24 protein-coding genes and 3 pseudogenes are annotated in these 23,895 nt (G+C 61.0%); 12 read left to right on the forward strand and 15 right to left on the reverse strand.

Annotation, left to right across the window (positions count from 1 at the left end; all coding sequences use genetic code 11):
* Positions 1-179 precede the first annotated feature (179 nt).
* Together ACS5Q1_RS35410 and ACS5Q1_RS35415 are read right to left on the reverse strand one after the other, a co-directional pair.
* Positions 180-428 (reverse strand): annotated as a pseudogene (locus ACS5Q1_RS35410) (hypothetical protein); the annotation flags it as partial.
* A 249-nt stretch (positions 429-677) separates the two neighbouring features.
* A pseudogene (locus ACS5Q1_RS35415) lies at positions 678-1,963 on the reverse strand (ISNCY family transposase).
* 1,256 nt (positions 1,964-3,219) lie between these two features.
* Here ACS5Q1_RS35415 and ACS5Q1_RS35420 point away from each other — a divergent pair.
* The gene (locus ACS5Q1_RS35420; RefSeq protein ID WP_473102628.1) at positions 3,220-3,594 is read left to right on the forward strand and encodes a Crp/Fnr family transcriptional regulator; all 375 of its coding nucleotides are present in this window, start codon (positions 3,220-3,222) and stop codon (positions 3,592-3,594) included.
* Positions 3,595-3,792: 198 nt separating this feature from the next.
* On the opposite strand, the gene ACS5Q1_RS35425 is transcribed toward ACS5Q1_RS35420, so the two are convergent.
* Positions 3,793-4,284 carry a hypothetical protein gene (locus ACS5Q1_RS35425; RefSeq protein WP_473102629.1) on the reverse strand — a complete coding sequence of 164 codons (492 nt, stop codon included), beginning with the start codon at positions 4,282-4,284 and terminating at the stop codon, positions 3,793-3,795.
* Positions 4,285-4,742: 458 nt separating this feature from the next.
* Between ACS5Q1_RS35425 and ACS5Q1_RS35430 the strand changes: the two genes are divergently transcribed.
* Complete coding sequence (locus ACS5Q1_RS35430) at positions 4,743-4,925, forward strand: hypothetical protein (protein WP_473102630.1); 183 nt, start codon at positions 4,743-4,745, stop codon at positions 4,923-4,925.
* 15 nt (positions 4,926-4,940) lie between these two features.
* On the forward strand, positions 4,941-5,246 hold the full coding sequence (locus tag ACS5Q1_RS35435; RefSeq protein WP_473102631.1) for a WGR domain-containing protein: 306 nt from the start codon (positions 4,941-4,943) through the stop codon (positions 5,244-5,246).
* On the opposite strand, the gene ACS5Q1_RS35440 is transcribed toward ACS5Q1_RS35435, so the two are convergent.
* The 3 genes from ACS5Q1_RS35440 to ACS5Q1_RS35450 all read right to left on the reverse strand — a co-directional run bounded on the left by ACS5Q1_RS35440 (position 5,243) and on the right by ACS5Q1_RS35450 (position 10,653).
* Entirely contained in the window at positions 5,243-5,521 is a 279-nt protein-coding gene (locus tag ACS5Q1_RS35440) for a hypothetical protein (protein ID WP_473102632.1), read from the reverse strand. The genes ACS5Q1_RS35435 and ACS5Q1_RS35440 overlap by 4 nt on opposite strands.
* Before the next feature lie 319 nt (positions 5,522-5,840).
* Positions 5,841-6,062, reverse strand: a complete 222-nt coding sequence (locus ACS5Q1_RS35445) for a helix-hairpin-helix domain-containing protein (protein ID WP_473102633.1) — start codon at positions 6,060-6,062, stop codon at positions 5,841-5,843.
* A gap of 1,162 nt (positions 6,063-7,224) precedes the next feature.
* Entirely contained in the window at positions 7,225-10,653 is a 3,429-nt protein-coding gene (locus ACS5Q1_RS35450) for an FG-GAP-like repeat-containing protein (protein ID WP_473102634.1), read from the reverse strand.
* A 556-nt stretch (positions 10,654-11,209) separates the two neighbouring features.
* Between ACS5Q1_RS35450 and ACS5Q1_RS35455 the strand changes: the two genes are divergently transcribed.
* The 3 genes from ACS5Q1_RS35455 to ACS5Q1_RS35465 all read left to right on the forward strand — a co-directional run bounded on the left by ACS5Q1_RS35455 (position 11,210) and on the right by ACS5Q1_RS35465 (position 12,741).
* Positions 11,210-11,383, forward strand: a complete 174-nt coding sequence (locus ACS5Q1_RS35455) for a hypothetical protein (RefSeq protein WP_473102635.1) — start codon at positions 11,210-11,212, stop codon at positions 11,381-11,383.
* A 17-nt stretch (positions 11,384-11,400) separates the two neighbouring features.
* Positions 11,401-12,069: a GTP cyclohydrolase I gene (gene folE, locus ACS5Q1_RS35460; RefSeq protein ID WP_473102636.1), complete on the forward strand. Its 669-nt coding sequence runs from the start codon at positions 11,401-11,403 to the stop codon at positions 12,067-12,069.
* A 126-nt stretch (positions 12,070-12,195) separates the two neighbouring features.
* Positions 12,196-12,741: a chlorhexidine efflux transporter gene (locus tag ACS5Q1_RS35465; protein WP_473102651.1), complete on the forward strand. Its 546-nt coding sequence runs from the start codon at positions 12,196-12,198 to the stop codon at positions 12,739-12,741.
* Here ACS5Q1_RS35465 and ACS5Q1_RS35470 read toward each other — a convergent pair.
* Entirely contained in the window at positions 12,665-13,048 is a 384-nt protein-coding gene (locus ACS5Q1_RS35470) for a 6-carboxytetrahydropterin synthase (protein ID WP_473102637.1), read from the reverse strand. The genes ACS5Q1_RS35465 and ACS5Q1_RS35470 overlap by 77 nt on opposite strands.
* A 432-nt stretch (positions 13,049-13,480) precedes the next feature.
* On the opposite strand from ACS5Q1_RS35470, the gene ACS5Q1_RS35475 reads away from it, so the two are divergent.
* On the forward strand, positions 13,481-14,263 hold the full coding sequence (locus ACS5Q1_RS35475; RefSeq protein WP_473102638.1) for a calcium-binding protein: 783 nt from the start codon (positions 13,481-13,483) through the stop codon (positions 14,261-14,263).
* 323 nt (positions 14,264-14,586) lie between these two features.
* Here the strand turns inward: ACS5Q1_RS35475 and adhP are convergent, their stop codons facing one another.
* From adhP to ACS5Q1_RS35500, 5 genes and pseudogenes are all read right to left on the reverse strand, one after another.
* A complete protein-coding gene (gene adhP, locus ACS5Q1_RS35480; RefSeq protein WP_473102639.1) occupies positions 14,587-15,612 on the reverse strand; it encodes an alcohol dehydrogenase AdhP in 1,026 nt (341 codons plus the stop codon).
* A 194-nt stretch (positions 15,613-15,806) separates the two neighbouring features.
* Positions 15,807-16,166: pseudogene (locus ACS5Q1_RS35485) on the reverse strand (DUF779 domain-containing protein); the annotation flags it as partial.
* A 110-nt stretch (positions 16,167-16,276) separates the two neighbouring features.
* Positions 16,277-17,794 (reverse strand): aldehyde dehydrogenase, encoded by a 1,518-nt coding sequence (adh, locus tag ACS5Q1_RS35490; RefSeq protein ID WP_473102640.1) that lies wholly within the window; start codon positions 17,792-17,794, stop codon positions 16,277-16,279.
* A gap of 130 nt (positions 17,795-17,924) precedes the next feature.
* Complete coding sequence (locus tag ACS5Q1_RS35495) at positions 17,925-18,881, reverse strand: GAF domain-containing protein (RefSeq protein ID WP_473102641.1); 957 nt, start codon at positions 18,879-18,881, stop codon at positions 17,925-17,927.
* A gap of 71 nt (positions 18,882-18,952) precedes the next feature.
* Entirely contained in the window at positions 18,953-19,156 is a 204-nt protein-coding gene (locus ACS5Q1_RS35500; protein ID WP_473102642.1) for a serine hydrolase, read from the reverse strand.
* On the opposite strand from ACS5Q1_RS35500, the gene ACS5Q1_RS35505 reads away from it, so the two are divergent.
* From ACS5Q1_RS35505 to ACS5Q1_RS35525, 5 genes are all read left to right on the forward strand, one after another.
* On the forward strand, positions 19,085-19,441 hold the full coding sequence (locus tag ACS5Q1_RS35505; protein ID WP_473102643.1) for a helix-turn-helix domain-containing protein: 357 nt from the start codon (positions 19,085-19,087) through the stop codon (positions 19,439-19,441). The genes ACS5Q1_RS35500 and ACS5Q1_RS35505 overlap by 72 nt on opposite strands.
* Before the next feature lie 491 nt (positions 19,442-19,932).
* Positions 19,933-20,187: a hypothetical protein gene (locus ACS5Q1_RS35510; RefSeq protein ID WP_473102644.1), complete on the forward strand. Its 255-nt coding sequence runs from the start codon at positions 19,933-19,935 to the stop codon at positions 20,185-20,187.
* Positions 20,188-20,537: 350 nt separating this feature from the next.
* Positions 20,538-20,744, forward strand: a complete 207-nt coding sequence (locus ACS5Q1_RS35515) for a response regulator (RefSeq protein WP_473102645.1) — start codon at positions 20,538-20,540, stop codon at positions 20,742-20,744.
* 94 nt (positions 20,745-20,838) lie between these two features.
* Positions 20,839-21,573, forward strand: a complete 735-nt coding sequence (locus tag ACS5Q1_RS35520; protein ID WP_473102646.1) for a Crp/Fnr family transcriptional regulator — start codon at positions 20,839-20,841, stop codon at positions 21,571-21,573.
* Between the two features lie 136 nt (positions 21,574-21,709).
* Positions 21,710-21,970: a DUF6894 family protein gene (locus ACS5Q1_RS35525; RefSeq protein ID WP_473102647.1), complete on the forward strand. Its 261-nt coding sequence runs from the start codon at positions 21,710-21,712 to the stop codon at positions 21,968-21,970.
* A gap of 67 nt (positions 21,971-22,037) precedes the next feature.
* Here the strand turns inward: ACS5Q1_RS35525 and ACS5Q1_RS35530 are convergent, their stop codons facing one another.
* From ACS5Q1_RS35530 to ACS5Q1_RS35540, 3 genes are all read right to left on the reverse strand, one after another.
* Complete coding sequence (locus tag ACS5Q1_RS35530) at positions 22,038-22,337, reverse strand: DUF6894 family protein (RefSeq protein ID WP_473102648.1); 300 nt, start codon at positions 22,335-22,337, stop codon at positions 22,038-22,040.
* 104 nt (positions 22,338-22,441) lie between these two features.
* Positions 22,442-22,909: a Crp/Fnr family transcriptional regulator gene (locus ACS5Q1_RS35535; protein ID WP_473102649.1), complete on the reverse strand. Its 468-nt coding sequence runs from the start codon at positions 22,907-22,909 to the stop codon at positions 22,442-22,444.
* Between the two features lie 553 nt (positions 22,910-23,462).
* Positions 23,463-23,690: a hypothetical protein gene (locus tag ACS5Q1_RS35540; protein ID WP_473102650.1), complete on the reverse strand. Its 228-nt coding sequence runs from the start codon at positions 23,688-23,690 to the stop codon at positions 23,463-23,465.
* Between the last annotated feature and the right edge of the window lie 205 nt (positions 23,691-23,895).

A 23,895-nucleotide genomic window follows, 5' to 3' on the forward strand; every position in this document is an offset into this window, starting at 1 on the left:
CTTGGCGGCGGTCTTCTGGTTGATGTTGTAACGCCTGGAGAGCGCCCTCAGGCTCTCTTGACTATTCTGTATTGCTCGACGGATTGCCTCTGTCGTCGTGGCGCTGCCGTGTAGAACCTGCCCCCATAGTGCTTCCTTCCACTCATGCGAAAAGATTGCACCATCAAAGTCCGGGATTAAACATCTAGGGTAAAATCGACGTGTTCACGGGCCTGCTTGGCCCACTTGTGATAGGTCGAACGCGCCGGGTACCCGAGGATCCGGAGGCGCTCCTGCTCGGTTAGGGCCCATAGGTCGGCAATGGCCAGGAAGGTACGCATGCCGGGAGCGCTCAGGCGCCTCCGATTGGCAGGCTCGAAGCGCGCTTGCTCGAGGTGAGGGAGAGCCTGTGACGCAGCTTCCGTTTGGTTCTTGAGCGGCTGTGCCATGGCGTTGCCCTCGTGTCTAGATATAGACTATATCTCCTTCAGGACATAATGCAATCTCGGCGCGGAAGTTCATGGTTATCAGCGTAATATAACTTGATAACTGTCAGAACTCGTTAGACAAGTCCCTGTTTGTCCTCGTTAGAGATGTCATCAGTAAATCACCAGTCATAAGGCTCCGTCGTGTTGGATTGGTCCAGAACGGCTGGTCAGGGTTGCAGGACTGGATCAATCCGACATTCAGATCAACTTTCATCCGACCTTGAAGATACTCTTGCCTTGCCCTTGCCGGCGTGGAGCCTTCTGGCTGCGCTTCATGTCGAGCTCTTTCTGACGCTCGGCGGCATAGGCCAGGATCGGCCCCAAGCGCTTGTTCTCGACGATCGCCGCCTGGTCGACCTGACGCAGCTTGTTGTAGATGCGGTAGGGCAGAGAGAGGCCATTGTGCTTGATCGCAAATCGGCCATCCGGATAGTCGTAGACCGTCACACGCTGGCGGGCGAGCGGTCGCGTGAACCCGTTCGGCTCGAGGATGAACAGCACCTTGTCGTACTGGAGCGTCAAGTTGTAGGTCACCGTATGCTCTTCTTTCCAGGCAAAAGCATCATCCAGATCGTCATGCTCCACCAGCGGACGGTGCAGATTCTTGTCGCTGAAGGGCGCCTTGGCAAAGCGGCGGTTGAAGTCGTCCATGAAGCCGGGCAGAAACGCATTGGCCGCCTCCCGATCGCTGATGCCGGCCAGCCGCAGCTCCTTGACCAGCCGATCCTGCAAGGTCGCATGCGCCCGCTCGACCCGTCCCTTGGCCTGACTGGAGTTGGCACAGATAATCTCGATATTGAGCTCTGCCAGCGCCCGGCCGAACTGGGTCATGCCATCGCCACTGGCCGCCTCCTCCTTGTTGACCCGGAAGATGGCAGGCTTGTCGGAGTAGAAAGCGATCGGCTTGCCGTGTGTCTGCAGATAGCGCTGCAGCACCTCAAAGTACGCAAAGGCGCTTTCCGACGGCACGAAGCCCAGGGCCATCAGGCGGCTGGTGGCATCGTCCACGAACACCAGAAGCGTGCAGGGCGGGCCACGATCCTCAAACCAGCGGTGCTCGCAGCCATCGATCTGGATCAACTCGCCCAGGTGCTCGCGGCGATGCCGCGGCTGGTGAAAGCGCTTGCGCTCGGCCCGCGGCAGCCAGAGCCCAGCCTGGATCATCCAGGTGCGCAATGTCTCGCGAGACACCCGCAGAGCGTGGCGCTCCTCGAGCTTCTCAGCCGCCAGCGTCGGGCCGAAATCGGCATAATGCTGCCGGACCAGGCTGACGGCATGCTCGCGCAGGACTTCCGGCAGCCGGCTGTTGGAGGGGCGGCCGCGTCGGCGATCCCGGCTGGACCGTCCTCGCGAAAGCGGCGCTGCAGGCGGTAGACCTGACGCTCACTGACCCGCAACAGTTCGGCAGCCGCCGCTGGCGTGAGACGGCCGCTCTCCAGGCGGGCCAGGATGTCGATCCGGTTGAGTTCTCGTTTGCTCATCAGCACCATGCCCATCAGATCTGCCGCCTCCGTGCCTCGATCCCGAAGGGCAGGAGACTGACATTTTGACTTTGGTTCTCCCGCACTTTGCGTGCTGTTTGCGCGGTCGCTTGTAGCGCAGAGTATTGAATGTGTTTGGTATTTCAGGCTGCAGGCCGCTCTCGCCGTAGCTCGTGCACGTCGCCAGCAACGACCCCGACATTTGCAAAATCTCTCAAGAGATTACCGGGCGTGTGTCGGTCCGGACAGCACGTAAAGTGCGGGAGAACCTTGACTTTGCTCAGTGCTGACAATTTAACTTTGCGCCTACACGCGTAATTCCGCGAAGACGCTTTATGGAACAGGCGGGATGCGACTTTCGCGAAGAGCAAAGGGCGACCGTGCTACTGAGGCAGCCTGTGGCGGCAATACTGCGCAGTAGGTTAGGACCATTCGAGGGCTTTGCCAGTCGCGGGGACGTCCGCACCAGTGTCCCCCAGCAGTCTCACCAGTATCGCCCAGCAGGGCCCGATACTGGATTTTGTCATCTGGCACGTCGAACCATTCGCTGTAGATGAACATCTGCACTCCTGTCGGCGTGACCCGATAAGGAGCTGGCCGACAATCATGCTCTTTGCGGCAACTCACGCCTCTGGAGTCCCTAAGTTGTGAGTAGATGTCGTGGGCTTCGGCGGGCGGCTCAAAGCCAACCAAGAGCAGGGCCGCAAGGAGATCAAGCTTGAGAGACATAGGCCGCTCTCCCTCATGACGGGTTGGCGGCGCTCATGGGAGCGTCGGGGAACGCTACTCTGACCATTCTACTCCCGACTGAGGGTCGTGTCGCTCACTGCCAAGGAAGACGGCGAATTTCCGAGAAGCTTTATGGAACCGGATCGGGTGGCGTTTCAGCGTATTCGGAGGATGATCTCGACGCGGCACGGCTCTGCCGTGTCAAGGGTCAGTGAAGCGCACCTTTCCGGGCCCGCCGGAACAGCCGGTAATCCTTTCGCGATCTTGTCTGGGGCGGCCGGAGAAACCCGTACTGTTGGGCTCTGAGTGGGATCGGAAGGCTGTCATGGCACCCTCAGCGTCGAAGGCCGATCACCGCCGGAACTGGCTCCTGGCAACCTTAGACCCTGAGGATCTGGCGTATCTTGCGCCGGACTTGGAGATCGTGGAGCTGCCGAAAGGCATGATCCTCTACGAAGCGGGCGACACGATCCGCCACACCTCCTTCCCGCACAATGCCATCGTGGGCCTGATCAACGTCAGGAGGACGGCGAGTTCGTCGCGTGGCGTCCTGCGGACGGGAGGGGCTGGTCGGCCTGATCAGCGCCATTGTCTCGCAGGAGGCCTTCGGGCACTACAAGGTGCTTGCGTCCGGCGCCGCCTCCCGCATCGCCTTAGGCTCGCTGCAGAAGGCCATGACGGCCCGTCCCAAGCTGCGGCGGCTGATCCTCAGCTACTCCGAGGCGCTGCTGGCCCAGACCTTCCAGACCGTCTCCTGCAATGCGCTTCACACGGTGGAGGCCCGCTGCTGCAGCTGGATCCTCAGCACACGGGATCGGGCGGAGGGGGATCTTCTGCCCCTGACCCATGCCGATCTGGCCGAGTTTTTGGGCGTGCAACGCTCCACGGTCAGCACCGCTCTAGGCACCCTTCTCTAGGCACCCTTCAGGGGCGAGGTCTGATCACCCAGCAGCGCGGCGGCATCATCATCGCCGACCGGGCTGGGCTCGAAGCGATCGCCTGCGAGTGCTACGGCAAGATCCGCCAGATCTTCGCCCGATTGCTGCCTGTGCCGTCGTCCTCGGCCTGATCATTTTGCCTATACCGATGGAGCCGGGCAATGTCGGTTCGAAGCTTTATGGAACACGGGCTGAAAACGGCGAACTGTGCCTGCAATGGGCTCGAAGCTGGGAAATGGTGGTGAAGAGCCCAGCGGCTAGCGCGCTGCCTGGGGCTCCATACTTCAAGTTCAGGTTCGCAGTCGTCTTGAGGCTATGGAAGAGTACGGCTCCGAGGGTTGCTGAGGTATCCTCAGCTCTAATGGCGATAAACGCCATCGCGGACACGACGACGAAACACGCAAGAACGCCTGTGACAGCGCCTAGAACCATGGCTTGGAGCACTCCATCCTGGCGGATCCGCCTCAGCCCACGCGCCAGCGGCACCCCAACGAGCGGTAGTCCTATCATGGCGATGGGCAGGACTATCTTGAGCCACGCGATGAACGTCCCAATGAACTCGCGAGTGCCTTTCACGAGCAGTGCAGCAACGGCACAGTAGATGAGCGAACCAATGAGCGCTGCCAGGATCGCTTCGCCGAATGTGTAGCGAGGCGCTGTTTGTTTCATGGGATTGTCTTCAACTCACGGATCGTGTGCGCCTGCGCTATAGGCATTCACCGAAGCGCAAACATCCGAACGTACACAGGACTGCGATGTTTCCGATGGCCATAAGCGGTGTGTAGACCATCGTGATTCCGGCCCGTGCCCACGGATTGATGGGGAGCCAAAGGCAGGAGATCGCCCCAAGCGCGACCGGCGTCCAAGCAAGATAAGGCAGCACTTCGCTGGAACGCCATGAAACGAGCCCGAGTGCCGCTAATGCCATTACAGCTGCTATTCCGAACAGTGGCACAATGAACATTCCTATGAGCGCAACTGACCAGCGCGGTTTCACAACTGCCCCCTTTCTACCTGGAAGCGAGGTGATCCACACAGGATCTGGTGGAAGGCTTGGAATGTCACTTAGGCCATGTGGCCTATTCCCGATAAGCGCCTTTAGGGAGTTCAACAGCCTGATCGATATCTTGGATGGCCGCCTCCCCGCCCAGGCCCGGATGGCCATCCATCGGCCGAAGGCCAAGCAGGACCCGGTGACCAGGGCCAAGGCACAGGCCGATGGAGAAACCGTCAAAGTCAATCTCGATGACATCGAGCAGGCGATGATGCGCGAAATGGAGGAGACACTCCAGAAGGGCAAACCCGAGTAAGGAACGACGGGCCCGATGCCCGACGCCCGCTTGCCCGCACGGCACCACCTGGTGCTCTATCGGCGCGATCCGGAGCAGGGTAGGGCCCGGTTCTTCGGCCGGATGATCGAACGCGACCTGTTCGGCACGATCCGGCTGGTGCGCAACTGGGGTGCTGTGGGCTCCAAAGGCCAGGAGAAGGTCGAGATCTTCTCCGTGAGGTCGAGGCCGCGCAGGCGCTGGAGACGTGGGCTCACGCCCAGCGACAGCGGGGCTTTGCGGACCTCTGAATGGACCGCAGGAGGCTCCAACAGTTCCGTAAAGCCCGTTCCATGCGATTAATGCTTGGTTTCTGCGGCTCGCTGGGCGACCCGCTTGAACTGGTCTATCTGCTGCTCGGCGGCTTTATACGCCGCCTGGATCCACGCCCACGCTTGAACTGGAGCGATGATCTGCCTCTGCTGCGCCATGGTTTCTGAAACAGCAAGATCCAAAATGCGAAGTTGCTGGTGGATCAAGTCTGCGCTGGCGCTGGGCCCCAGCTTCCGGGTCAAGGCTTTTGCCAACTCAGCACCAAACTCTGCCCCGTTGCTTGGGAGACGACTGTCGGGATTCATTGAGGATCCATTGCGCGAAGTTTTGATCAGTATTCGGTTGATTGGCGAGGTCGTCGCTAACCGCCGTTACACTAGCTCTTTACTCGCCTGCCGCGAGCGCGGCTAGCTAATTCTTCCTAATGCGATCAAATGCAACCCCATCCCGTCTATTAAAGGGATCATCGGAATTATTTACCATGATCTTCGTCCGGGACGATTTCCGCACGCGGGCTTGCCTGGACGGTCGTCCTTGCCACAAGCCTAGAGGGCTTCCCTTCACTGCTCCTTAGCTTGTCAAAAAGGGTTTCCCGGAAAGGACGATCCAAGGAGGGAGTCTGGGCTAGTCAGGGGCCTTCCTCGAGGCTGTCACACGAGCGAGTTCCTCCCGGATCAGTCGCGCCGTCTTGGAGCCGATGCCCGGCAGCGTGTGGATCTGGTCAGCGTTAGCCCTGAGCCGGTCCAAGCTCGTGATGCCCTCTTGGCGCAAAGCCTCCCAAGTCTGGAAAGGCAAACGCAGCCCCCGGATCGGTCCCCCGATGCGATCCCATCTGGGGTTAGGCATGGATGTCCCCCGAGCTTGGCCCTTTCTGGCCGGTTCGGTAAGATTTCATCGGCCTGCCTGCTGTCAGGAACTGCCATCGGCTGCAGATGCAACACGCGCCAACTCGGCTCTGATAGCTCGTGCCGTCTCAGGGCCAACGCCGTGGAACTGTTCCAGCCGGTCGGCAACAGCCCTCAGCTTGTTCAACGTGTTGATGTTCTCTCGCCGCAACACATACCAGGCTCTGGGGGGCAGCCGGAGACCGCCAATCAGTCCTCGGCAGTTTCCCTTCTCATCGATACGAGGCATGGGTACTCTTGAACTCTGCTCGGTCAGGACGGCCCTTGAGGAGCTGGGCTCATGGCCCGCGCTCACATTACACCTCGGGGCCACCACTCTTTGCTGGCAAAGGGAGGTAGTGACGCAGGGCTAATCCGGCGGATAACCGCTCATAAAGCGTCTTCTGCGACATTCGCAGCGTCTAATGCGATCAGCTTAGTGTCCTGACCAGATACCGCTTCGCGGTAATCGTCAGGCAGCATGCTTGTCGTTAAGCATGGGTTCTATCGGTCCCATACGTTTGCCCCACATCTACACGGGCCGACCCTTAAAGCGCCCGTTTGAGACGACGGGCGCTTCTTTTTTATGGCTCCACAATAAAGTTTGGGCGAAATGGGGCTCTAAGTCCTTGATTTTGATCCTGCTATTGAAGCCCCAAAAAAGCTAAAGTTTTTACCATTCAGCCTTTCCGAACCAGACGCGCCTCAGCCAGAAACAACAAAGTTTCGACAAACGGCAACTTCTGCGCGAACGATTACTCGCGGCCACAATGGTGACCCGCAGCCAAGCCCTCTCGCAAGAACAGCTGCAACCGCACTGTAGAGGCCAGGGATTCGAATCCCTCAGCTCCACCAAGCCTCTCAATGACTTAGCTGAATTGGTGCCGAGCTTCCGCGGAACGGGTAAGCAAGCGGGGCAATTTCATGGGGCGAGGTCAAGCGGCGTCTCGCCGGTCTCGACCAAGCGCTCCTAATTCTTGGCCAGCCGGCGTCTGGCCCAAAGGGCCTTTACTTGCCTGATGTGACAACGCCCCTGGGAGATGCGGGGCACTCTGGAGTTCAAGGTGCACTCCAGCCTGCCCCAAACACGTATGAGCCAATGGCTCACCATGGACGGCCTGGATCTAGATGATCCTGAAATCGTCGAGGCTCAGCCATGACCACGGATCAACCTTGGCAAACTGCACCGCCGCGCCCGAACCACTGCCGTCGGCGTCGTAGGACAGCGTGCCCTTGGCCGCATCGTAGAGAATACGATCATTGGCATCGAGCGCCTGGTTACCCCAGCGAAATGCATCCCAGTCCAGCGCGCCGCGCCCGCCAACGGCCTTGAAGACGGCGTTCTCCAGAACGATCGCGTCCTCGAGCGGGTTGAAGCCGACGATTATGTCAACCTCGCCCTTGCCAAGTGCGGTGTTGAACACGAACGTGTCGTGCCCCACACCACCAGCGAGGCGATCGGCTCCGAGGTCACCGGAGATCACATCATCGCCACTGCCGCCCATCAGGGTGTCCTTGCCGGCTCCGCCACTGACGCGGTCGTTACCGCTGCCGCCATCGAGACGATCATGGCCGCCGCCGCCGTACAGTTTGTCGTCTCCGGCCATCCCCTTCAGTGTCGCGCTCACATCCGAAGCACGTATGACATTGGCAAGGGAATTGCCGGTACCGCTCTTCGCCCCACCTGTCAGCATGAGGTTCTCGACATTGGAGCCGAGCGTGTGGTTGATGGAGCTCTTCACGGTATCAGCGCCCGCGCTGCGACCCTCCACGACGCGATCGTAGCGGGAGTTGACCTCATAAGTATCGCTGCCGGTCCCGCCGGACATGGCGTCGCGACCGCCGCCGCCCATCAGAACGTCATTGCCAGTTCCGCCATCGAGGGTGTCATTGCCGTTGCTGCCATACAGCTTGTCGTTGCCGCCGAGTCCTTTGAGCATTGCACTCTGGTTGGAGGCCTGCATGACATTGGCAAGGGAATTGCCAGTGCCGCCCGTCGCCGTGCCCGTGAGCACGAGGTTATCGATAGTCTCCGGCAGAGTGACCGTACCGGACCCGGCATAGAACACCGTGTCGATGCCGCTGGTGCCGAGAGCAGCCGTGAGCTGGCTCGGATCGGTGATGGTGATGTTGCGCCCGCCCTGCTCGTTGGGTGAAACCTGCGGGAACTCGGGTGTGTCAGGTGGGGGGCTGCTCGGTTGAACGACGGTAAGCGAGTCTTGGTCGGCTATGGCTGCTGCGAACCCGGAGAGATCCAAGACCGAGGATGGCATTGATAGGTTCAGCATGACGGATGCACCCGTGAACCGGTCCGCAAGCAGGATGTCAGGCCGTCCATCACCGTTGACGTCATCAATGGCGAAACTGTTTTCATTCGTGCTCAGCGGAGCGAGAGCGCCCAGCCCGCCCACATCGATTGTGGATCCGTGCGTGAGCCGACCATCCCCAAAATTGAGAAAAAGGCTCATGAGGGCCGTAGATGTGCCATCCGAAAGGGTACCTAAGCCTCCTAGCAGCACATCCAAATGACCATCGCCATTGATGTCGATTGTCTTGACACTATGCAGCAACTCAATCGGCGTCTGATAGGTGCAAGTCTCATACTGAGTATTGCTTGCCAGTTTGATCACGTTGAGGAAGTTCTTGCCGGCCGATATCAAAGCGGGCTTGCCCTCGGCGCTCAGCACGCCCGTCGTCGCAACAGTTGGCATCAACTGGGTATCATAGGTAGCGAGATACGCTCGATCTCCCATAGACCAAGGGGAGCGGGTTAAGATCTGCCCTCCCGTGTTGGAGAAGATATCCAGACCGTAGCTGATGCTGAAAGAGGTCAGCGGCTCTTGGCTACCACCCGTTGTGATCGCCTCGCCGGTGACGGGGTCTTCATAGACAATTTCCGGAGGGGAGTAACCAACCGCCGGATTTGCTGAAGCGCTGGCTCCGGCTGCGTCCAAACGTCCATCGCCGTCAAAGTCCTGGAAGGAGACGAAGCTCCCGCCACCCAGGGGCATTGTGCTGAATCTCGAATCAGGCGTAAGCCTGGATGCTCCATCGTCCCAGTGCAGGACCCGCAAGGAGGTGTAGTTGTAGAAATCGGACAGGCTCTCGCCCGTCGTGCCTTCAAACTGCTTTGTCGCGATGCCGTTGACGTAGACCTCGAGCTTGCCGTCGCCATCGAAGTCGATAACATCCATCTTGTTGATGCTAATAAGCGACGCTCCAGCATCGTCCGTCACGTTTGACGTCACAGGGGCTTGCAGGGTCCCATCGCCATTGCCGAGCAGCACGCTGATCTCGCTTTTGCTCGACGTGATGACGTCATCGATATCGTCGCCGTTGATGTCCGCCACCACTATGGCCGTGGGACGATAGGAAAGGGTCAGAGTTGGGCCGCTCGATACGAAGCTCCCATCGCCGTTCCCAAGCCGCACGCTGACTTGCCTGGAAGAGAGGCTTGCGAGGGCGATATCGACTTGCCCGTCCCCATTCAGATCGCCCGTTGCGAGGGCGGAGAAGCCCTGGGTGCCAACAAGCATCGCCTCCGGCGTTACGCCGACGTTGTGCGGCGTCTGAACGCGAGCTCCCCCGGCATCGTAGCCGACAACCGTCAAGGCGCCGAGAGGATCATTGGAGCGGATGGTATAGGCAAAGGTCATGTTGCCGTCTGCATCGGGCCCGGCATACTCGGCCCAGTCTCCATTGCTGAGCTCAAGCGCAGGCGGAAGCTGGTTATCGTCGTAGAGTGAAACGACAGGCGCACTCGTTTGCAGCGTATACGTGATCGTGTCTCCGGCACGCACCTCACCACTGCCGCTGCTGGAATGGACGCTGAAGGCCGTAACGACCGGCGCGCCGGTCCCCCCATCGACATTGATCGTTCCATGGCTGTGCAGGTGGAGATGGCTCCAGTCGACGGCGTTTCCGGCGACATCGTCCGTTTGCGCCCCGTTTGGACGGAAGCCGGTCACAGTGAGATCGCTCGCCTGATCTCCCGGCGCAACCGTATATGTGAACAGGAGTTTCCCCGTTCCGGAGCCGCCCGAATATGTTGCCAGCGCGCCGTTGCTTAACTCAAGGACTGGAGCGCCTTTGACACCAATACGCTCGCTGAAGGTGACTTCGAGAACGATCTGTGCCCCAGCCCCAAAATTCCCTGAGGGCGTCGTAAACCGGGTGCTGAGAAGCTCTGGGGCGGTTGTATCGATGGCAAGTGTCGGGAACGTTGGCCAGTTTGAACTCGACGGGTCAGCAGCCGTTACGATGAGCGTACCGTCGCCCGTGAAGTTGTGGAGCGTCAGCCGAAACTCGCGTCCGGGGTAGTCGCCATCAATGGGCTCAACCGAGATGGTTGCGTCTGCATCATCCGCTCGAACCAGTGCGAAGTCACTGGCGGACAACTCTGGCGCCGGCGCTGTCATCATGATTATGAAGCTGACCGAGCCGTCGGAAAATGTGCCTTGATTGATGAGACTGCCTACTACGCCGGGAATATGCGGCAATCCCGGACCAAGTTGTTCAAAATGAGCAACAGATACGTTAGGTGGAATGCTCATGTGGTGCCCCTCATCATCTATCATTATTGAGGGATGGCGTAACGTAAGCTTCCTAAAAGCGCAAGAATATCCGCCTATACCGCGTGGAGTTCGTCGATTGTCGTTCTTGAGCCTATGCTCCCAGGAGACCTTGGACTCCCTATCGTTTGTCAAGCGCTCGATTAGGATTGGGGGGCTATCTCGCCGGCTGACGCGGAGTGCACGGTGGAAGAAGCTATGCAACAGTCACAACGCCGCTCCGTGCAACAGGCCGCTGCTTACTACAATGATGCCGGAAACCTGATGGGGAAGGCCGCACGGCTTAACTGAGAAGCTGCAACCAGGAGGTGAAATTTGTAAGAACTTTATTATTTTTGCTCAAACTTTATTGTCTATGAAAGGACTTTTTTATCATTCCGTATTTTTGCCAAGTGGGTGTTCAAGAAGAGCGGCCTCACAGGTCACGGCAGTTTCGCCGCATCGCCTGTGCGCGGTCCATAAGGCGCTTCCGCGTAATCCACGGACGATCTTCCCATGCAAGCCATCGGCTGATATGGCTGCTGTCGTGGGGCAAGACATGAAAAGCTACGAGCTTGAGAAGCAGCGGAAGGTGGACCTCATTGAGGCCCGACTGGCGCGTTACGAGAAAGTAAGCCGCATCACCCTGACAATGGTCGTGATCCTGGCTGGGCTGGCGCTCGCCCTGGTGGCGACTCATCTCGTCGACCACGCAACGCCCATTAAAAAATAACTCTGCCGGGGGCCCCTATGATGAATTTCCACGCTCACCAGCTCAAGCGCGCACGCCTCTGCAACGAGGCGCTCGACCAGCCTCTGACAGAGGCCGAGCGCGCGGCGATGATCGCCGCCGCCGCCCGCAAGCTGGAGGAGCTGTTCGACATCCTGCGCATCGATCATGCCAACGATCACAACACCCGCAAGACGCCGCAGCGGGTGGCCAAGATGTATGTCGAAGAGCTCCTGGAGGGCCGCTACACCGCCCCGCCCACGATCACCGAGTTCGACAACGCCCAGGCCTATGATCAGCTCATCGTCACGGGGCCACTTGAGCTGCGCTCCCTGTGCGCGCATCACCTGATGCCGATCTATGGCGCGGCGTACATTGGCATCCTGCCGGCGGCCGACGGCACGATCATCGGCTTGTCCAAGTACGACCGGATTGTGGCGTACTTTGCCGCGCGCCTGCAGATCCAGGAGGAGCTGGTCAAGCAGATCGGCCAGTACATCCTGGACATGACCTCTCCCCGCGGATTGGCCGTGCGCATCAGCGCCGTGCACATGTGCAAGACCCAGCGCGGCGTGCGCGCCAGTCACCGCAGCCGCATGGTCAGCACCTATTACTGGGGCGAGATGGCGGAGAATGCCGAGCCCAAGCGCGAGTTCCTGCAGGAATGCACCACCCTCGACCGGGCATGATCAGGGTAAGCCTGCCGCACCCGAGCGGCTCAGCCCGCCCTTGTCTCTTGAGGCTTCCTGATCACGCGCTCGCCTTGGGATCGCACCCGTCACGCCATCAGCTTTGAGCTCGGTGGCCTGGCTCTGATCTCACCGCTCGGTGCGTGGGCCTTCAGCATGCCCGTGGCGGATCTCACCGTGGTCAGGATGGCCTGTGCCCTCATCGCAACCCTGTGGACGTACCTCTATGACTTGGTTTTCGATACCATCAACCAGCGGATGACCGGCGGGATTCACAAGAGCATTCCCATGCGCGTCCTGCAGGCTGTCTTGTTTGAGGCCGGGCTGTTGGCCATGCTGACGCCGCTCATGGCGTGGTATCTCGGCATCAGCCTTCTCCATGCCTTTCTTCATGGATGTGGCGTTCGCTCTGGTCTTCGTCGGCTACGCGTTCGGATTCAATTGGGCCTACGATTGTGTCTTTGCCGTACCGGCGTCGCAGCGGTCAGCGAACCCCGCGAAGAATGCGCCACGGTGGATGGCAGGATGGATGAAGGGCAGGCCGGCCTGATGTGGCATGATAGAGGTCATGCCACATCGTCGGCCTTGCTTTACGCTAAGCCGCGAGGCTGCTGCTGGCAGCTTCGCCGCGATAGATGCAGCCTTCCGAGGAGCCGGGCATACCGCGCTTGAGCTCAACCTCTTCGAGGTTCGGGAAACGCGCCTTCACCAGCCGCCAGATATAGGTGGTGACGTTCTCGAGAGAGGCGATGCCGATCTCAGGGTTCAGATCGAGATTGCCGTGATCGAGGCCCGATCCGTGCTCGCCCTTGATTTCCTTGATGTAGTTCTCGACCTCATAGAGATTGACCGGCCAGCCATAGATCTCGTCGACGGCTCCACCGAACGTGAGTTTGACGATGAAGGTATGTCCATGCAGCCCGGAATAGGGAGCCACCGAGTGCGCGGCCTCGAACGTAAACTCGCAATAGGTTTTCATCTGTCTTGCCCCAAGGATCTGTCGTCGGTGTTACGGACTTAAAATTCCCGCAGCCCGCACCGTAAGTTATACTTTATTTGGTCAACTTTCCTATCACGGTCTACTCGCTCCAGCAAAACCGAGAGGCGATCGGCCGACTCCCAGGCGGTCTCCTGAGCTCTCTTGTGCGCGAGTTCAGATCCGGCATCTGCGCCACCGCCTCTCCCGTGCGATCGCCGAGCAGCGTTTCATAACCGGCAGCCCACGATCTGTCGAGCTTGTTGAGCCGCCGACAGTGCCCTTGCGGCTTATTTTCACACCGCCTTGGCCGTCGTAGCCGCCCCTGCTAATCCTGTCACAAAGATTGACTCCCGGCGACGCCGGCTGCGTTCCGCTTCAATCTCGGAATGGATTATGATGGCCTGACAAGCCATCCGACAATGGGGCAGGAACTTGGCGACTGTATCGGCTTACGACACACGCATCGACACGACGAAACTGCCCCTGTTCGTGATTGATGGGTCTTTCCTGTATTCAAGCACCTATGTTCAGTTCATCGACAGTAGCTATGCGACCCTCTATGGCAAGGGCTTCAAGGGCACATCCTGGGGGCCACTGACGGCCGGTACCGTCAAGGACGTGGACTTTTATCTTAAAGACAAGTTCGTCGTGTCCATCTCCAAAATTTCGATACCCGTCACAACCGTCATGAGCTGGGGCGACAAAGCTCCTGCTGAAGTTGGGCGGACTCTTTTTGCCGGCAAGGACACGATCACCGGTAGTTCTAAAGGTGATCGGCTCGGTGGCTTTGCCGGCAATGACACAGTCTCGGGCGGCAATGGTTCGGATCAACTGATTGGCGGCAGCGGTCATGATGTCCTGTCAGGTGGATTAGGCAAAGACACTCTTACAGGTGGCGATGGACGAGACACGTTCATCTTCGATACCACTCCCAGCCCGGCCTACACCGACAGCATTCGCGATTTCAAACCAGCCGACGACACCATCCGGCTGGCACAATTGATGTTCACCGGTCTTGCGCAGACCGGCGCACTGGCCACGTCGGCTTTCTCGACCGGCAGCGGCGCGCACGATGAGGACGACCGGATCATCTACAACCGCAGTACCGGCGTGCTCTCCTACGATGCTGACGGCATCGGCCCCACGGCGGCGATCGCGGTAAGCAAGCTTGCACCGAGGCTGAAGGTGACGCACGCCGACTTCTTTATCTTCTAGGTTGGGCCTGAACAAAGGCTTGAAGATCGGCCCCGGCTCCCCTCCCCACAGCCGATATATCAGCCACGAGCAGCCCAAAAGAAAAGGGCGGGCCAGGATGACCCGCCGTTCACTGCTTATCTGGTGCTCCCGACTGACTTAGCTCGAGTTTGGGCTGTGTTGCACAGATCGGTCGGTGAGCGCACTCAGCCCACCCTACGTCTTTGTTTAGGCGGGGCGGACGGATTTCGGGCTACGGGTGCAGTCAATGCGTGCACAATCCGATCCGTGCAACACAGCTGTCCGCAGAGCCCAATCATGCCGCCCCGGCGAGAACCAGCGTCTCACTGCATCTGCAGAACGATGCGGCCGTCGATCTGACCGACCTCCATGCGCTCGAAGATATGATTGATGTTTTCGAGCGTGTCCCAGGAGAAGTGGGCCTGGACGGCTCCGTTGCCGCCGAAGTCCAGGGCCTCTTCGAGATCCTGACGGGTTCCGACAATGGACCCGCGCACCGTGATGCGCTTGAGAACCGTGTCGAAGATTGGCATCGCGAACTTGCCCGGCGGAAGGCCGACGAGCGCCATCGTGCCATGCGGACGGAGCACGCCAAAGGCCTGCTCGAACGCGGCGGGAGACACGGCTGTCACAAGAACGCCATGAGCCCCGCCGATCGTCTTCTGCAACTCCTGAACAGGATCTGAGTTTCTGGCATCGATCGCGATCTCAGCCCCCAGGGACTGCGCCAGCGCGAGCTTCTCCGGATGAACGTCAATGGCCGCAACCCGCATGCCCATGGCCCTGGCGTATTGCACGGCCATGTGGCCAAGGCCGCCGATGCCCGAGATCAGCACCCATTCGCCAGGTTTGACCTCGGTCTCCTTCAATCCCTTATAGACCGTGACGCCGGCACAGAGCAGAGGCGCAGCCGGTCCCCAATCCAGGCTGTCGGGCAAACGGCCGACATAGTTGGGATCCGCCACCGCGTATTCGGCAAAGCTGCCATTGACGGAGTAGCCGGTGTTCTGCTGCGAACCGCACAGGGTCTCCCAGCCGGTGCGGCAGTGAGGGCAGTAGCCGCAAGCGGTATGCAGCCATGGGATGCCGACCCGGTCCCCTTCCTTCAAGCGCTTCACGTCGCGCCCGGCAGCCATCACGGTGCCCACGCCCTCGTGGCCCGGGATGAAAGGCGGAATGGGCTTGATGGGCCAGTCGCCCTTGGCCGCGTGAAGATCGGTGTGGCACACGCCGCTGGCGGCCATCCGCACGAGGATCTGATCGGGACGGGGTTCGGGGATTGGGACCTCCTCAATCGTCAGTGGTCGTCCAAGCTCCCGAACCAGAGCTGCCTTCATCACCTTTGTCATGCGGTTCCTCCTCGTTTGAGCAGTCCTGATATGATCGTGAGGGTTTTAGGTGACGCCGGTGACGGAGCTTCAAGAGTTCAGAGCTGAGTGCGACGCCCTCAACGAGCTCTTCCTTGCTGAAGCTGACGATGTCGCCGAGAGGTCGGCCTCGGCCGAGAAGATCGCCCCCGCCTCCGAAGCCACTCCTTCAGTTCGAGATGTCTCGCCTCGTTGTCAGAGAAGAGGCGCGACCGGGTCAGGAAGCGGACGCCGCGACCGTTCTCGAGCGAGAACATGCCGCCTTTGCCCGGCACCACGTCGATGATCAGCCGGGTGTGTTTCCAGTATTCGTATTGCGACGGGCTCATGTAAAACGGCGCTCCGCCGATGGTGCCCAAGCGCACGTCCTCGTCTCCGACAATGTAATCGCCTTGCGGATAGCACATGGGCGAGGACCCGTCACAGCAGCCCCCGGATTGGTGGAACAGAACCGGGCCGTATTCGTTCTGCAATGTCGCGATCAGGTCGAGCGCGGCGAGTGTTGCAGTGACGCGAAGAATGTCGGCGTTACTCATTCTTTCCCTCCCTGATGATTGGGCCGGGACGCAGCGTGCCGCGCCCCGGCCGTGGCGAGAGCCTGATCTGATCGGGCGCTGCCCCTCGCCCGCGTCAGGCTCCGAAGGCATCAGAAGAAGCCGAGAGCCTTGCTGCTGTAGCTGACCAGCAGGTTCTTGGTCTGCTGGTAGTGGTCGAGCATCATCTTGTGCGTCTCGCGGCCGATGCCGGACTGCTTGTAGCCGCCGAAGGCGGCATGGGCCGGATAGGCGTGGTAGCAGTTCGTCCAGACGCGGCCTGCCTGGATGGCGCGGCCGAAGCGATAGGCACGATTGCCGTTGCGGGTCCACACACCGGCGCCGAGGCCGTAGAGGGTATCGTTGGCAATCGACAGGGCGTCGTCCTCGTCCTTGAAGGTCGTGACGGAAACAACGGGCCCGAAGATCTCCTCCTGGAAGACGCGCATCCGGTTGTGGCCGCGGAAGACAGTCGGCTTCACGTAATAGCCGCCGGCCAGTTCGCCCGGCAGGTTGTTGCGCTCGCCGCCCGTCAGCACCTCGGCACCTTCCTGCTTGCCGATGTCGAAATAGCTGAGGATCTTTTCCAATTGCTCGCTGGAGGCCTGGGCGCCGATCATCGTCGTTGGATCGAGGGGGCTGCCCTGCTTGATCGCCTCAACGCGCTTGAGGGCTTTCTCCATGAACCGGTCGTAGATCGATTCCTGGATCAACGCACGGCTCGGGCAGGTGCAGACCTCGCCCTGGTTGAGGGCGAACATCACGAAGCCTTCGATGGCCTTGTCCAGGTAATCGTCATCCTCGGCCGTCACGTCGCTGAAGAAGATGTTCGGCGACTTGCCGCCGAGTTCGAGCGTCACCGGAATCAGGTTCTGGCTCGCGTACTGCATGATCAGGCGGCCGGTGGTGGTCTCACCGGTGAAGGCGATCTTGGCAATGCGGGAGCTGGAGGCCAGCGGCTTGCCGGCTTCAAGGCCATAGCCGTTGACGATGTTGAGAACGCCGGGTGGCAGCAGGTCCCCGACCAGTTCGGCCCAGACCAGGATCGAGGCCGGTGTCTGCTCGGCAGGTTTCAGGACGACGCAGTTACCGGCAACGAGAGCCGGAGCCAGCTTCCAGACCGCCATCAGGATCGGGAAGTTCCAGGGGATGATCTGCCCCACGACGCCGAGCGGTTCGTGGAAATGGTAAGCGACCGTATCGTGATCGATTTCCGCAACCGATCCCTCCTGCGCCCTGATGCAGGATGCAAAGTAGCGGAAGTGGTCGATAGCGAGCGGGATGTCGGCGGCAGTCGTCTCACGGATCGGCTTGCCGTTGTCCCATGTCTCGGCCTGGGCCAGCAGGTCGAGATTCGCCTCCATCCGATTCGCGATCTCGTTCAGGATCAGAGCCCGCGCGGCTGGCGAGGTCTTGCCCCAGGCGTCCTTGGCTGCATGAGCCGCATCGAGCGCCTTCTCGACATCGTCCTTATCGGACCGAGCGACCTCGCAGACCACCTTGCCGGTCACGGGCGAGGTATTCTCGAAGTACCTGCCGTTCACCGGCTCGACCCATTGCCCGCCGATGTAGTTGCCGTAACGATCCTTGAACGGGGTCTTGGATAGCGTAAGGAATTCTGGCTTGTTCATTGGTTTCCTCCTGATCGCGCCGTCGGTGGCGTCTTCGGATCAGGATCGGCGCCTCAGGCGCGCTTGTCACTGCCAGGTGATGCGATCGCTCGCAGCCAGTGTCGCAGATCTGCGACACTGGCTGCCGACCTCATCCGGTGCGCCGCACTCCCAAGCGCTTCATTTTGCGATGCAACGTGGCCCGGCTGATCTGCAGCGCGGCCGCGGCCTCCGAGACGTTGCCCCGGGCTCGGGCCAGCGCCCGCCGGAGCGCGCTCCGCTCGGCGTCCATCAAATCCGGCGCCGGATCATCGGCAAGCACCTCCTGCGCCGGCAGCAAGGCTGCAATCCTCGCATCCGTGATGCCATAAGTCAGCCGAGCGGCGCGGGTGGCCCCGACGATCACATCGTCCTGGTTGATGGCAAGCAGCCCCAATTTGCCCGGAGACAAACCGTCAGCCAGGATAATGCGCGTCTGCGGGAAAGCCCTGCGGAAGTTCAGTGCCTCAATCTGGCGGGCGGCATCAGCCACTGCAGCCGCAATCAGGCCGACGTAGCTTTCAGTGAGATCGGCTCGGCAGGAAGAGACATCGAGTGCGCCGGCCAGTTGACCGGTGTGATCGAAGATCGGTGCGACTGTGCAGCTTAGGCCGGTATTGCGGGCATGAAAATGCTGGTCCCGGTGGATTGTCAGCGCTCTGCCCTCGGCGAGACAGGTCCCGATGCCGTTGGTCCCCTCCGCCTCTTCACTCCACACCGCTCCAATCCAGAGCCCCCACGCGGCAAAAGTCCGATCATCCGCGGCGGTGCCGCGGCGATCGATCGGCACGCCCTTGCGATCCGCAAAAAGAACGCAACATCCCGCATCGCCTACAGCCTGGAACAGCCGATCGAGGGCGGCCTGTGCGGAATCAAGCAAAGGCTCTATGCTTTGGCGTGCATCGCGCAACTCGGCGGCGCTCAAGGTCAGCGGCGGCCGCGCGTCGAGTGGGTCAAGACCGTAGCGCATGAGAGACCGATGCCATGAAGCAGCGATGGGCGAGCGCGCCGCCATTGAGCTGTCGAGCGCCCGCGCGATGCGCGCGGCGTGGCCGAGGGATGAGCCCATGGCAGCTTCCTCGTTTTGTCCTCGTGCGTGAGGCCATGATGCACAAAAATCAGGAGATGCCCAACACCCTTTCAGAGGGAGTCCTTGGTCCAGCGTGATCCGACCGATCCATGACAACCTCCCTGTCTGTGGTAGCCGTGGCGCGTGCCCGGCGGCCAAGCCGGCTTCTGGCGCGCGAGCCGGCGCGCGATGTCATCAAGGTCATGCATCCTGGCGAGGGTCAGCGTCTCATCCACCAGGACCAGTCCGGCCGCGTGCCCGAGGAGCTGGCGCACGGTGATCGCGGCCTTGCCGTTCTGCGCGAACTCAGGCCAATAGCGCAGGAGACGTTGCCGCTCACGCACGCGTTGTTGAGCGACATGCTAGGGGTGCAACGCTCGACCGTGAGCGCGGTCACCCGCACGCTGCAGAGGGCGGGGCGGATCCGGCAGGGCCGCGGGGGCATCACGGTGACCGATCGGGCTGGGCTGGAAGAGGCCGCCTGCGAGTGCTACGGCAAGATCCGGCGCGTCTATCAGCGTCTGTTGCCCGGCACATACCCACCGGCCTCGCCGCGATAGCGGCTGACCCTGAATACGGCATTGCGAGAAGGCCTTCCTGGAATGGTTATGCCGGCACGGCGCAGGGATGCTATGTCGGGATCAGCCCTTCGCAGCCTGGACAGACGATGAACCGGCCCTCAGCTTTCCTCCAGCGCTTGATGATGGCGCGGCGGCTTCGGGTCTGCCGGGCTTCGGGCGCGGCGACCGCTGACGCGCGTGGACAGCTTTTTGCGGGAGGCCGAGCCTCTCTTTCACAACAATGCACTGACCCCTCTCGGCCAACTTGACCGGGTCTCACTCTAGCGGGAAGCTCAAGACCGGGAGGGGAGGAGCTCAACGGCCGGGCGGTGGGACTCCAGCACCACAGGTGCAGTGTGCAAGGCCTGTCTGCCCTGCTTTCCGGTTGTCGCGCTGATCCCAGGGCCGTTAGCTCGGACGGGAGCAAAATCCTGCCAAAATCCTGGGGCACAGCCGGCTGGCCGCAGCCATGGGGGGCGGATAGCTTGACGGTGATCGATCGGCCACGGCTCGCCACGGCAGAGCTCCGGACCTGCACCTATAACCTGTTCCGCAACCGGCTCCGGCCGCAGCTCGTCTGTGCCGTGCCCGAGGATCGGCCGGTGCCCGGCTTTGTCGGTGCCGCGGACTGGCTGTTTGATGGGGCACTTCGCCCGTACGAGACACCACCGCTTGGCTTCCAGGCCCGCGCCGCCGCCACCGGCGTGCGCTTTCGTGGCTTTTATCTGTTTCACATCCTCGGCTAAGCTCACGCTGGATTGCGGCGATCCGCCCGGCAGAGGTCGCGCCTGAGCCGCCCCGATCCCTCGCGACCGCGAGACGGCTTGTGATCGGCTCAGCCGCGGCCTCAACCGCAAACACCCGGCAGCGGGCCGTCGTTCACGGAAGACCCTTATGGCACCGGATCCGCTTGATGAGGTGAGCGAGCCGCCCTAGTACGCCCATCATGCCGCCGAGCCCGATCACAGTTTTAGTCGTCGAAGACGACCCATTCGTGCGGGACATGGCCGTGACGGGCTGAGAAGAGGCCGGATACGAGGTCCTCGCAGCGGCAAGGGGCGGGCAGGCTCTGACTCTCCTGCAAGTGGGCCTCGCCGTGGAGGCCCTGCTGACCGACATTCGTCTGCCGGAGGCCAATGGCCGGGTGGTGGCTCGAGCCTACCGCGCGCGCTTCCCGGATCTCCCGGTCCTGTCTCTGGCAGGCTATGCGGAGCAGATGCAGCCTGTGCCCGGAGGCATCGTGATCCCGAAGCCCAACCGGATGGCTCAGGTGATTGGCCTCTTGAAGACTTCACTTGTTTGAGGAGGTGTGATTCCAAGAAGGTTGTTGACGGAACCGGACACGCTGAGCCGATCCGCCCTCAGCCGCGTTATGCCTTGTGGGTGGAATCCTCCCTATGCCTAAGGTCCCCGACGCAACTCATCGCGCGAACTGGCTCCTGGCCAGCCTGGAGGCGGCGGACCTTGCGGCGCTTGAGCCTCACCTCGACCTTGTGGAGCTGGCGCGCGGCCAAGTGCTCTATGAGCCCGGCGATCCCCTCTGCTATGCCTATTTCCCGCACGATGCCGTCGTGTCGCTCGTGAACATCATGGAGGATGGCGGCACGGTCGAGGTGGCGCTGTTCGGGCGGGGCGGCGTTCTGGGCCGGGCGCTCGTGACGCGGGAAGCCCTCGGCCGCTACGTCGTGCATATCGCCGGCACCGCCTCGCGCATCTTGGTCGAGCGCCTGGAGGAGGTGCGGAAGGCCAACCCCAAGCTGCGCCGGTTGCTCCAGCGCTACGGCGAGGCCCTGCTGGCCCAGACGTTTCAAATTCTCAGCTGCAATGCCGTGCATCCGGTCGAGGCGCGCTGCTGCCGCTGGATCCTCATGGCGCAAGATCGGACGGATCAGGAGGTCTTGCCGCTCACGCACGAGATTTTGGCCGAAATGCTGGGGGTGCAGCGCTCCACCGTCAGCGTGGTGACGCGCACGCTGCAGACTGCCGGGCTGATCCGGCAGAGCCGCGGCAGCATCACCGTGATCGATCGGGCCGGGCTCGAAGAGACCACCTGCGAATGTTACGGCAAGATCCGAAGTCTCTACCAGCGCCTGCTGCCCGGCGCCGACGCAGCACAGGCCCCGACTGGATAGCAATCACCGTGACCGACCGTAACTTGCCGTAACTTGCGCGTAAGCGCCTGCCCTCAGGACCAGAGGGGAGGCTTTTAGTCTCAGCGTCGAAACCCTCCCGCGGGTCAGGCGTCATCCCGTGCAAGAGGAGATTGCCGTGCCCCGCTACTATCTCGACATCTATGATGGGCCGGAACTCGTCCGCGATGACGAGGGCACCGAGTTCGCCAGCCTGGACGCCGCCGTGCACGGCGCGGCCCGCTCGGCGGCGGAGATTGGAACGAGCCGGCTGGCGAAGGGCGATACCACTGACGTGGTCATCGAGGTACGGGACGAGCGCGACCAGCGGGTCTGTACCGTGACAGCGTCGATGAAGATTGACCGGCACGACCGACCGCCTCTCCCTCCTCACCCATGAAGCGCGTCATTCCGATCAGCGCTCATGGGAGCAGCGAAGCATCCCTGGGCGGGGGGCTCAAGGGCAATCAGCCTGATTGCCTCGTCGTCGCAACCGAGCGCCGCAACCCCTGCGCCCGAGGCGACATGATTCCAGCAGGGCCGTTCAGAGGAAGCGCCTCAGGTCCTGCAAACGGCACCCGGGCGACCTCTTGCCCGTCGCTCATGATGTAAAACTCGGCTTTGCGCCAATGGTCACCGCGGGCGAGCATCTGCTGAGCCAAGGTGCGGGCTTTGCTTTGGGCCGCGGCGAGGTCGGGAAGTTCGTGCCCGTAATGGTCCGGGATGAACCTGCCTGGAAAGGCTGTGTTGAAGTAGTACCGGGGCATCTGACGCCTCTCGTTCCTGAACTCCCACGTTCAGATAATAGCCTGTCGCAGAGACGCGCGCACTGATAATCAAATGGCCAATCACCTGGAGACGGATGACCAATTCACAAAGCAGATGGGCGAGATGTTCGGTGGCCGATTGGCGCCCCAGCCCCACCTGCCATTGGCGGTGTCAATGACGTGCTGGCCCAGAGCAGGCGTGTGAGGTGCGGGTAATTGTCCGTGATCTCGCGCAGAGCCTGATGCGGCACCAGAGCGGCCTGGCAAGAGGTGAGCGCCAGAACGCTGTGGTCCATCTTCAGAGGGAAACTGTGCAGGTCGACGAAGTCACCGGCGATGTGGAGCGCCTGGATTTGGCGGCGGCCGTCGCACAAGACCTTGTACCGCGCCGCCCAGCCCTCCAGGAGAAGGGTGCTGGACGACGGGCGCTCATGCTCGCGCACCAGATCCTCGTGGGCTGCGAAGGTCCTTGTGCGCGCGATGGCGGATTCGAGCACCTGCTTTCCCTCGTCCGAGAGGGTGTCGGACTGCTCGAGCTTACGGATCAGGAGGGCGGCCAAGGACGGAGACATGCTGCCCTGCTATACAGAACGTTTTAGCATAGCATAGGTTGGTCTCAGCCGTTTTGGTCCGGTGGGAACCTAAGGGACTGGGTCAACGGAGGTGAATGCCGGCTTCTCTGACTTCCTGTCGCGCCAGCGCCGTGACCACTGAATCCTTTGATCGGCTCTGCTGCCTCGCTGTCGAGGACCAGACTCTGATCCGGCATTCGGTAGCAGAGACCACCAATGGCTTGGTAAGTAACTGACATGAGGAGCCTTTAGCCTCTTCGGCGCCGAGGAAAATTCGTCAGATTTGATCTTGGAAACGAGCCAAGAAGGGTGGTGCCGATAGCAACAACGCATGCCTCCTTGCACGAGGTCGTCTTCAAACAACGCGGCTAGGACAAAGATCCCTTTCGAGGGATAGACGGAGTTCCCCGTGGATCGTATGCTGCTCCCTCAAATCACGGGGAATTGGGCGGGTGTGAAAACGGAACGGGCACGGTTGTCCGCAACAGCCACAAAGGGCAACCTCTTGGCCACCCTCGCGGAAGGCGATCCAGGGAGCGCAGAAGTTCTCCTCCTAGTCTGCCAGCATGCCCTTTCGCCCGTCCCTACGCTCCTCGACCTCGACGATATGAACATGCGCGGCAGCCAGATCTGGTACGCCTTCCACCAAGTCTGTGACGGTAACATCGACGAGTTCATCCTTCGGGTTGAGGACAGGGATGCCAAGCTGGTAGCGGCGGTGAACCTGTTGACACTGGGGGAGCGGGAACAGGCGGTGCAGAGGGGCGGGAGCGAACATCATCTGCCACAAAGGTCAACTCTGATGTTCGTTGTCAAAGGCTTTGAACGCAACAATGCGCTCCCTGCAACGATCCGGGCACTTAACGATAGAGCGATTGCGCAGGGCCGGAGGCAGAGCCGTCAAGACGACGGTTGAGCAAACTCTGATGCGCGGGTTGATCACCGCATTTCCGTGTGTTCGTCCGGGGCTGCCTCGATCTGCCAGC

The sequence above is a fragment of the Microvirga sp. GN3 genome (assembly GCF_055792825.1).